This window comes from Streptomyces coryli (genome assembly GCF_011044975.1).
GTDB classification, from domain to species: domain Bacteria; phylum Actinomycetota; class Actinomycetes; order Streptomycetales; family Streptomycetaceae; genus Streptomyces; species Streptomyces coryli.
In genome coordinates, this window is record NZ_JAAKZV010000267.1 from 1 (window position 1) to 10,055 (window position 10,055).

A 10,055-nucleotide genomic window follows, 5' to 3' on the forward strand; every position below is an offset into this window, starting at 1 on the left:
GTCCCCTACGACGCCCCGCCCGCTCACCTCGCCCACGCCTCCGCGGCGGCCACCCTGCCCGACCTCGCCGCCGGCTTCCCGCCCCTGCTGTACCAGGGCCGCGGCCGGGAGCGGATCACCTGCGACCCCGGCCTGCCGCGCGGCAGCTGGGTGCTGCTGGAGATCCACTGCACCGGCAGCCCCGCCGTCAGCATCTGCGGCCTCGACCCGTACGGCCGCAGCGGGGACTACCTGCTCACCAGCTACCTCGACGACGTCCACGCCCGCACGGCCGCGCTCACCCCCACCGACCGCCCGCTGGGTCTGCTGGTGGAGGCCGACGAGCCGTGGACGCTGCGCGTGCTGCCGCTCGGCGAGGCCCGCCGGCTGACGCCCGCCCAGGACGGCTGCGGGCATGACCTGCTGCTCTACGAGGGCCCGGCCGGCGTGCTCAGCGTCACCTTCCACGGCGAGGACAACGTCGTCGTCGACCACCTCACCAAGACCGGCGACCCCGAGTGGCCGGAGGAGAGCGACCTCCTGGTCAACGAGATCGGCCGCATCGACCTGCTGGCCCCGGTCACCGGCCCCGGCCTCCTCCGCGTCCAGGCGGACGGCCCCTGGCGCATCTCCGTAGGAGGCTGACGCCGAGGGCGAAACCCGGGCGCTTGTGGCCATCCGTGCGTGTAAGGATGGCCGGAAGCTCACCGTCTGAAGGAGATGCCCTGGTGCCTGGCACGAACCTGACCCGCGACGAGGCGCAGCAGCGGGCGCGCCTGCTGGATGTCGAGTCGTACGAGATCGAGCTCGATCTCTCCGGCGCGCAGGAGGGGGGCACCTTCCGTTCGGTGACGACCGTGACGTTCACGGCCGCCGAGCCCGGTGCCGAGACCTTCATCGACCTGGTCGCGCCGACCGTGCACGAGGTGGTGCTGAACGGCACCGCGCTGGACCCGGCGGCCGTCTTCGCGGACTCCCGCATCGCCCTGCCCGGGCTGGCGGCGCGGAACGAGCTGAAGATCACCGCCGACTGCGATTACACCAACACCGGCGAGGGCCTGCACCGCTTTGTCGACCCGGTCGACAACCAGGCCTACCTCTACACCCAGTTCGAGGTCCCGGACGCCCGCCGGGTCTTCCCGAACTTCGAGCAGCCGGACCTGAAGGCGACCTTCCAGTTCACCGTGAAGGCACCGCAGGGCTGGACCGTCATCTCCAACTCCCCCACCCCGAAGCCGGACGCCGACGGCGTGTGGACCTTCGCGCCGACGCCGCGCATCTCCACCTACATCACCGCGCTGATCGTCGGCCCGTACCACTCCGTGCACAGCACCTGGGAGGGCAACGGGCGCGTCGTCCCGCTCGCCATCTACTGCCGCCCGTCGCTCGCCGAGTACCTCGACGCCGACGACATCTTCGCGGTCACCCGGCAGGGCTTCGACTGGTTCCAGGAGAAGTTCGACTACGCGTACCCGTTCGAGAAGTACGACCAGCTCTTCGTGCCCGAGTTCAACGCCGGCGCGATGGAGAACGCGGGCGCCGTCACCATCCGCGACCAGTACGTCTTCCGCTCTAAGGTGACCGACGCCGCCTACGAGGCGCGGGCCGAGACCATCCTGCACGAGCTCGCCCACATGTGGTTCGGCGACCTGGTCACCATGGAGTGGTGGAACGACCTGTGGCTGAACGAGTCGTTCGCCACCTACACCTCCATCGCCTGCCAGGCCTACGCGCCGGGCTCGAAGTGGCCCAACTCCTGGACCTCCTTCGCCAACCAGATGAAGACCTGGGCGTACCGGCAGGACCAGCTCCCGTCCACCCACCCGATCATGGCCGAGATCCGCGATCTCGACGACGTGCTGGTCAACTTCGACGGCATCACGTACGCCAAGGGCGCCTCCGTCCTGAAGCAGCTGGTCGCGTACGTCGGCATGGACGAGTTCTTCCGCGGCGTGCAGACCTACTTCAAGCGGCACGCCTTCGGGAACACCCGGCTGGCCGACCTGCTCGGCGCCCTGGAGGAGACCAGCGGCCGCGACCTGAAGGCCTGGTCGAAGGCGTGGCTGCAGACCGCGGGCATCAACATCCTGCGGCCGGAGATCGAGACGGACGCGGACGGCGTCATCACATCCTTCGCCATCAAGCAGGAGGCCCCGGCGCTGCCCGCGGGCGCCACCGGCGAGCCCGTGCTGCGCCCGCACCGCATCGCGATCGGCCTGTACGAGCTGGAGGGCGGCAAGCTCACCCGCACCGAGCGGATCGAGCTCGACGTCGACGGCGAGCTGACGAAGGTCGACCAGCTGATCGGGCGCCGCCGCCCGGCGGTGGTGCTGCTGAACGACGACGACCTGTCGTACGCGAAGGTCCGCCTGGACGCGCAGTCGCTGGCCACCGTCACCCGCCACCTCGGCGACTTCGACAGCACCCTGCCGCGGGCGCTGTCGTGGGCCTCGGCCTGGGACATGACCCGCGACGGCGAGCTGGCCACCCGCGACTATCTGCAGCTGGTGCTGTCCGGCATCCCGAAGGAGAGCGACATCGGCGTGGTGCAGTCGCTGCACCGGCAGGTGAAGCTGGCGCTCGACCTGTACGCGGCGCCGGACTGGCGCGAGACGGGTCTGGCGCGGTGGAGCGAGACGACGCTGGAGCAGCTGCGGGCGGCGGAGCCGTCGAGCGACCACCAGCTGGCGTGGGCGCGGGCGTTCGCGGCCACGGCCCGTACGGACGAGCAGCTGTCGCTGCTGCGGGCGCTGCTGGACGGCACGTCGTCGCTCGACGGGCTGGTCGTCGACACCGAGCTGCGGTGGGCGTTCCTGCAGCGGCTCGCCGCCACTGGGCAGGTCGGCGAGGCCGAGATCGCGGCGGAGCTGGAGCGGGACAGGACGGCTGCCGGTGAGCGGCACGCCGCGATGGCGCGGGCGGCCTTCCCGACGGCGGAGGCCAAGGCCGAGGCGTGGCGGCAGGTCGTCGAGAAGAGCGAGCTGGCCAACGCGGTGCAGGAGGCGGTGATCGGCGGCTTTGTGCAGACCGATCAGCGGGAGCTGCTGGCGCCGTACACGGAGAAGTACTTCGCGGCCGTGAAGGACGTCTTCGAGTCGCGGAGCCACGAGATCGGGCAGCAGATCATCGTCGGGCTGTACCCGACGCTGCAGGTGTCGCAGGCGACGCTGGACGCCACGGACGCGTGGCTGGCCGAGGCGCAGCCGAATGCGAAGCTGCGTCGGATGGTGACGGAGTCCCGGGCGGGCGTGGAGCGGGCGCTGCGCGCGCAGGCCGCGGACGCGGCGGCCGACGACTGACGCGTACGACACGGCGAGGGGCCCGGCACATCGTGTGCCGGGCCCCTCGCCGTATCGCTCAACTCGCGAACATCGCCGTCCCGTTCACCCACGTCCCGGTGACGGCCCCCGCGCGGTCGGACGCGAGGAACGCGGCCAGCTCGGCGATCTCCTGCAGCGGGGGCGACTTCGGGAGCATCCGCAGGCCGTCCAGATTCGCCAGCACCCCGGCCACCGCCTCCGGCGAAGCCAGCGCCGGGTCCACAGACCCGAGCTTCTCCTGCGTGATCGTCTCCGGCACGCCCGCGACCCACATCCCCAGCGCCCGCACCCCGCTCGGCCCGAGCTCCTGCGCCAACTGGCGGATCAGCGCGTCGACCGCCGCGTCCGTGGGGCACGTGCTACCCATCATCGGCGACGGCTTCTGCCCCGACGCGCTGTCCAGCGCGAGGATGACGCCCGAACCCTGCTCCACCATCCGCCGCCCGGCGGCCCGCGCCGTGATGAAGTTCGCCGTAATACCCGTCGTCACCGCGGACGTGTAGTCGGCCACCGACATGTCGAGCAGCGGCGTCCCCTGCGCGTCCCCGCGCCACACCAGATTCAGCGATACGTCGAGCGAGCCGCCCGCCGCCACCACCGCGTCCGCGTGCGCCTCCACGGCCCGCTCGTCGAGCGCGTCCACGACCGCGACATCGGCCCGGCCGCCCGCGCCCTCGATCTCCTTCGCGACCGCGGCCAGCGTGGCCTCCGTACGACCGGCCAGGAAGACCCGCGCGCCCTCCCGGGCGAAGGTGCGGGCGACGGCCGAGCCGATGCTTCCGCCGGCGCCGTAGATGACCGCATTCTTGTCCTGCAGCATGATGAGCTCCTCGTGTGTCGTTGGTGCCCATACATACGCACGGCGGCCCGCCGACTCATCGCACGCCGCGTCACAGAGTCATCGGCAGCCCGAAAACCGGCAGCAGATGCGGCTCGAAGGTGGTGATCTCCGCGATCCTCCCGTCCTCCACCCGCAGCACCTCGAGGGTCTGCGCGCGGAAGACGGTCGTCCCCGGCCGCTTGACGTAACCGGCCACCGCGGGGCGCCCGTTGGCCCGCGTCTCCACATGCCGCCACTCGCCGAAGAACGTCGGCAGGACCGGGTCCAGGGAGGCGCCGACGAAGTCCAGGATCGCCTGCCGCCCGACGAACCAGAACGGGTTCGGCGGCATCGTCAGCTTCGCGTCCTCCGTCAGCAGCGCCGCCATCGCGGCCATGTCGAGGTTCGCCGCGGCGGCCCGGTAGCGCTCGACGGCCGCGCGCTCCTGGGGGCCGAACTCCGCCGCCGACCAGTCGAGACGCCCGTCCGACCCGGCCGGCAGGTGCTCGCGCAGCGTCGGCCGGGCCCGCTGCAGCGCGCTGTTGACGGCGGCGGTGCTCAGCTCCAGCAGCTCAGCCGTCTCCGCGGCGGGCAGCCCGACGACGTCCCGTAGCACCAGCGCCGCCCGCTGCCGCGGCGGCAGATACTGCAGCGCGGCGAGGAAGACCAGGTCGCCGGTCTCGCGGGCGACCGCCTGCGCCTCGGGGTCGGCCGCCGCGTCCGGTACGTCGGCGAGGAGCTCGTCGGGGCAGGGCTGCAGCCAGGTGATGAAGGCGGGCGGGTCCGCGTCGCCGTGCTCCATGCCGGGGATGCGCTCGTAGCGGGTGGGCGTGCGGGAGTGGCGGCGCAGGTGGTCGAGGCAGGTGTTGGTGGCGATGCGGTAGAGCCAGGTGCGCAGGCTCGCCGCCCGCTCGTCGTAGGACTCGCGGGCGCGCCAGGCCTTGAGGAACGCCTCCTGGACCAGGTCCTCGGACTCGTCGTAGGAGCCGGTCATGCGGTAGCAGTGCGCCTGCAGCTCGCGGCGGTGGCCTTCCAGGCGGCCGGCGAAGTCGGCTTCGGCGGGGTGGTCGGGGGCTGCTTTTTCCGTCACAGCCGGCCGCGTTACGGATTCCGCCCCCGACCGTGCCGTACGGGCGATGCGCCGCAGTCGGCCGACGGCGGAGGAGAGTTCGGTGACGTCCGCGTAAAACCGCTCCGGTGGGCGGGCCGTCAGCCGGCCGGCCCGCTCCGCCACGTCGGCGATGAGTTCGGTGACGCCGGAGTCCGGCGTCCGCCGCTCCCGGTACGCCCGCTGGCGGCAGGCCGCCGAGCAGTACACGGATGCGCGGCCGCGGCGGCCGGTGCGGCTCGGCAGCGGCTTTCCGCAGGTTCTGCAGGTCTCCCCGGACATCGCGGCCCCTCCCCCGGGACATACGTAACGCGGGTGCGGCGTGACGGAAAACCGTCGTCGCCGCACCCGCGCAATACATCACGTCCCCTCCGCGTGACGCAATCAGGTGGCGATCGGCTCCCGCCGGACCGCCGTGCCGCCCGCGGCCACCAGCCGCGTCGGGCCCGTGGTGCGCGGCCGGAGCTGGCCGAGGACCGTGCTGCCGAGGGCGATCGCCATGCCGGCGATCTGCACCGGGGCCAGCGCCTGGCCGAGCGCGACCCAGCCGATCAGCGCCGCGGAGACCGGGCTGAGCAGGCCGAGGAAGGCGACCGAGGTGGCGGGCAGCTGCGCCATGCCGCGGAACCAGAGGAAGTACGGCACCGCGGTGGTGAAGATGGCCAGGTAGGCGTAGCCGCCGATCGCGGCGCCGTCCATGGCCGGCGGGGCGCCCTCGACGAGCAGCGCGAGCGGGGCGAGGAAGAGGCCGCCGGCAACGAGCTGCCAGCTGGTGAAGGTCAGCGCGCCGACGCCTTCCGGGCGGCCCCAGCGCTTGGCCAGGACGACGCCGAGGGTCATCGAGGCGACGGCCCCGGTGCCGGCGGCGATGCCGACCGCGTCGAGCGCCGCGTCGCCGCGCAGCACCACCAGGGAGACGCCGAAGACGCCGGCCAGGCCGGCCACGACGCCGCGGACGTTGGGGCGCTCGGAGAGCAGCACGGCCGCGTAACCGATGGCGAGCAGCGGGCCGACCGCGGAGAGGACCGCGGCGATGCCGCCGGGGAGGCGGTACGCGCCGACGAAGAGGAGGCCGAAGAAGGCGCCGATGTTGAGCACACCCAGCACCGCGGCCTTCCCCCACCAGGCGCCGCGCGGCAGGACGCGGACCACGGCGAGCAGCAGCAGGCCGATCGGCAGCGCGCGCATCGCGGCGGTGAACAGCGGCCGGTCCGGCGGCAGGAACTCGGTGGTGACCGCGAAGGTGGAACCGAAGGCGAGCGGCGCGAGCGCGGTGAGCGCCACCGTGCCGATGCGGCTGGTGCCAATGGTGTTCGACATGAGACGACCCCCCTCAGAGCTTTTGACTGCTAATAGCTTAGCAGTAAGCAACTCTCTTGCAAGTCACTTACTGGTAACCCAGTTGCTTGCGGCTCAACCGCATCCAGCGCTTGAATGTTCCTCATGACCCCGACCCCGGACCCCGTCGACGCCATCAACACCCAATGGCGCGCCGCCAAGCCGGACCTCGACACCGTGCCCATGGACGTCATCGGCCGCATCTTCCGCATCGCGGACACGGTCGGCGCCCGGATGACGAAGACGTACGGCCGGTACGGCATCTCCCGCGGCGAGTTCGACGTGCTGTCCGCGCTGCGCCGCTCCGGCGAGCCGTACACCCTCTCCCCGCGCGAACTGGCCGCCACCACGCTGCTCACCACGGGCGGCATGACCGGCCGTCTTGACAAGCTGGAGCGGGCCGGGCTGCTCACCCGTAGCCCCGACCCGAAGGACCGCCGCGGGCTGCGGGTGACGCTCACCGAGCGCGGCCGGGAGCTCGCCGAGGAGGCGGTGGTGGTGGGCGTCGCCGTGCAGCGGGAGGCCATGGCGGGGCTGAGCGACGCCCAGGCCGAGCAGCTCACCGCGCTGCTGCGGCTGCTGGTGCGGTCGAGCGAGGCTAGCGTGGAGGGATAGGACATAGGGCGCATATGCCGCGCCCGTCTCATTCCGCCTCCGGAGGCGATCCATCATGACCTCAGCGACCGAGGGGACGCCCATCTGGGCGGACGCGACCTACCCCGACCTGGACAAGGCGCGGGAGTTCTACGGCGACCTCTTCGGCTGGACCTTCCAGTCCGCCGGCGAGGAGTACGGGAACTACACCCAGGCCTTCACCGCCGACGGCCAGGCCGCCGCCGCGCTGGCGCCGCCGATGCCGGGCGGTGAGGACGAACCGACGGGGTGGACGCTGCATCTCGCGACGCCGGACGCCGCCGCCACCGCGGCGAAGATCAAGGCGAACGGCGGCCAGGTGCAGATGGAGCCGATGCAGGTGGGCCCGTTCGGCACGATGGCGCTCGCCACCGACCCGACCGGCGTCGCCTTCGGCCTGTGGCAGGCCGACCAGCACGTGGGCTTCCCGCCGCCGGGCGAGCAGCCGCAGCCGGGCGCGTTCTGCTGGGCCGAGGTCAACACGAGCGATGCCGCGAAGACCGACGCCTTCTTCCCCGCCGTCTTCGGCTATAGCGCGCAGAAGATGGCGGGCGAGGAGATGGACTACGCGGTGTGGAGCGTGCCGGGCCAGGACATGCCGGCGATGGGCCGGATGGCGACGGCCGGCAGCGACATGCCGGCCGACGCCCTGCCGCCCCTCAACATCTGCTTCGCGGTGGCGGACGCCGACGCCGCCGTGGCCACCGTGCGGAAGCACGGCGGCCAGGTCGTCTGGGGCCCGGAGGACTCACCCTTCGGCCGGCTCGCGACGGTGAAGGAGCCGCAGGGGGCGGTGTTCACGGTCATCGACGTGACGAAGACCGAGGGGGAGATGCCGGAGTTCGCGTAGTCGCGTTGCTGGTTACGCGAAGCGCTTGCGCAGGTCGGCCCAGCCCGCTTCGGTGAGGGTGCCGTGCGCGCGCAGGCGGGCGATGCCGCCGTCCGGGTACGTATTCACGCGCAGGCGCGTGGCCCGGGCGGGGGCCGCCAGCGGGAAGCGGTGCGGGGCGTCGGGCGCCAGCTGGGTCCGCGGCAGGATCTCGCGCCACTCGCCGTCGGCGTACGCCTCCACCGAGGCCCAGCCGGCCGAATTGCCCTTGTAGTACGCGGTGTCCAGCTCCAGCGCCCGTATCTCACCCTCGGCGGCCAGCCGGACGACCGCCCAGTCGTGGCCGTCGTCGCGGCGGCGGCGGGTCTCCCAGCCGTCCTCCATCTTGCGGGAGAAGTCGGGGCTGATCAGGTTGGCGGGGTCGCTGAAGAAGCGGTCGGAAGCCCCTTCGACGGAGGCCCCGTTGACGACACAGGCCAGGTCGAAGCTGCCGAGCAGCTCCAGCCACGCCGGGTCGGGGACCGGCTCGCCGTAGACCCGGAGCCGGGCGACGCCGCCGTCGGGGTACTGGCGCAGGCGCAGGTGCGTGAAGCGGCGCTCGTCGGCGACCGCGAAGCCGTTCGCGGCGTGGCCGCGGGCGTCGGTACGGGCGACGAGCTCGTGCCACGGGCCGTCGGGGCTGGTGGCGCCCTCGACGGCGACCTGCTGCGGGTAGTTGCCGCGGAAGTGGGCGGTGTCGACGAGGACGCCGTGGATTACGCCCGGGACGCCGAGGCGGATGACCGCCCAGTCGTAGTCGTCGGCGGTCGGGTGCGGGGTGGCGGCTCCGGTGCCGCGCCGGCGGCGGGTCTCCCAGCCGTCCATGACCTTGCCCTTGTGGCCGAAGTGGTGCGGGTCGAAGACGGCGGGAGTGGGGACGAGGAGATTCTCGCGCTCGGCGAAGAACTCGTCGTTGGCGGCGACGACGGCCCCGCCGAGGCGCCGGTCGGCGAGGTCGGTGAGCTCGGTGAGCTTGGCGAAGGCCGGGTCGGTGGCGGGGCGGTAGTCGGCGTAGGGATCGCCGGAGAGGTAGGGCTGGGCGTCGTTGGGGTTGGTGGTCTTGGGGTTGGTGGTCGTCGTCATGGCTACGACGATGCCGCCGCAGGGACCATCAGGTCCATCGAAACTTTCTGATGTGAGCGTTCAGTTGACCTGAACGGTCCGGAGGGCGGCGAGGACCCGGGACACGCCTGGCGCGGCCTCGGCACCGCTGCGTACCGCCGCGACGACGTGGCGGCGGGGCTGGTCGGCCTGGAGGGCGCGGACGACGGTCCCGGCGGGGGGCTCGCTGCTCGTCAGGGCCATGCGCGGAATCAGGGCGACGCCCATGCCGGCGGCCACCATCGCGAGGATCGCCGACCAGTCGGCGGCGGCGTGCGCCTGCTCGGGCGTGAAGCCCGCGGCCTCGCATGCGGCGAGGGTGATGTCCGACCAGGGGCCGCTGCTGCCGTAGATCCAGGGCTCGTCGGCGAGGAGCTCGACGCGCTTGAAGCGGGGGTCGCGGGCGGACGGCGCGTGGGCGGCGAGGGAGAGGGCGAGGTCGGCTTCACCGGCGGCGAGGAGCTCGTAGGCGGCTTCGGCCTCGGCTTCGGTGACGCGGATGTGGAGGCCGGGGTGGGTGCGGCGGAGCTCGGTCACGGCGGGTACGACGAGGGCCGGGACGGCGGTGGAGAAGGCGCTGACGCGGACCTCGCCGACGTCACCGGAGAGATAGCCGGTGAGCTCGGCGTCGGCGCGCTCGAGCTGGGCGAAGACGGTGTCGGCGTGGCGTAGGACGAGATGGGCGGCCTCGGTGAGACGGACGCGGCGGCCGTGGGCTTCGAGGAGCGGAGCGCCTACTTGCTTGGCGAGTCCGGAGAGCTGCTGAGAGACGGCGGAGGGCGTCATGTGCAGCGCCTCGGCAGCGGCGGTGACGGTGCCGGTGTCTGCGAGGGCTCGGAGGATGCGGAGCTTCTTGATGTCCCAGTCGACCACGGTGCAACCTTACGG

The 10,055-nt window shown here is 72.4% G+C and carries 8 protein-coding genes and 1 pseudogene; 4 read left to right on the forward strand and 5 right to left on the reverse strand.

Translation table 11 applies throughout. The annotated features are described in order from the left end of the window. Both G5C51_RS35510 and pepN read left to right on the forward strand, forming a co-directional pair. Positions 1 to 624, forward strand: a pseudogene (locus G5C51_RS35510) (TerD family protein); the annotation flags it as partial. 83 nt (positions 625 to 707) lie between these two features. Further along, on the forward strand, positions 708 to 3,278 hold the full coding sequence (gene pepN, locus G5C51_RS35515) for an aminopeptidase N (RefSeq protein WP_165243880.1): 2,571 nt from the start codon (positions 708 to 710) through the stop codon (positions 3,276 to 3,278). 58 nt (positions 3,279 to 3,336) lie between these two features. Here pepN and G5C51_RS35520 read toward each other — a convergent pair whose 3' ends face one another. The 3 genes from G5C51_RS35520 to G5C51_RS35530 form a co-directional block, all read right to left on the reverse strand. Beyond that, entirely contained in the window at positions 3,337 to 4,122 is a 786-nt protein-coding gene (locus G5C51_RS35520) for an SDR family oxidoreductase (protein ID WP_165243894.1), read from the reverse strand. A 67-nt stretch (positions 4,123 to 4,189) separates the two neighbouring features. Continuing rightward, positions 4,190 to 5,509, reverse strand: a complete 1,320-nt coding sequence (locus tag G5C51_RS35525; protein ID WP_165243882.1) for an RNA polymerase subunit sigma-70 — start codon at positions 5,507 to 5,509, stop codon at positions 4,190 to 4,192. Positions 5,510 to 5,611: 102 nt separating this feature from the next. After that, positions 5,612 to 6,547, reverse strand: a complete 936-nt coding sequence (locus G5C51_RS35530) for an EamA family transporter (protein ID WP_165243884.1) — start codon at positions 6,545 to 6,547, stop codon at positions 5,612 to 5,614. A gap of 123 nt (positions 6,548 to 6,670) precedes the next feature. Between G5C51_RS35530 and G5C51_RS35535 the strand changes: the two genes are divergently transcribed. Next, positions 6,671 to 7,180 (forward strand): MarR family winged helix-turn-helix transcriptional regulator, encoded by a 510-nt coding sequence (locus tag G5C51_RS35535; protein WP_420824894.1) that lies wholly within the window; start codon positions 6,671 to 6,673, stop codon positions 7,178 to 7,180. 55 nt (positions 7,181 to 7,235) lie between these two features. Further along, positions 7,236 to 8,048: a VOC family protein gene (locus G5C51_RS35540; RefSeq protein ID WP_165243888.1), complete on the forward strand. Its 813-nt coding sequence runs from the start codon at positions 7,236 to 7,238 to the stop codon at positions 8,046 to 8,048. Positions 8,049 to 8,060: 12 nt separating this feature from the next. On the opposite strand, the gene alc is transcribed toward G5C51_RS35540, so the two are convergent. Beyond that, a complete protein-coding gene (alc, locus tag G5C51_RS35545; RefSeq protein WP_165243890.1) occupies positions 8,061 to 9,149 on the reverse strand; it encodes an allantoicase in 1,089 nt (362 codons plus the stop codon). Between the two features lie 60 nt (positions 9,150 to 9,209). Next, positions 9,210 to 10,040, reverse strand: a complete 831-nt coding sequence (locus G5C51_RS35550; protein ID WP_165243892.1) for a LysR substrate-binding domain-containing protein — start codon at positions 10,038 to 10,040, stop codon at positions 9,210 to 9,212. Positions 10,041 to 10,055 lie beyond the last annotated feature (15 nt).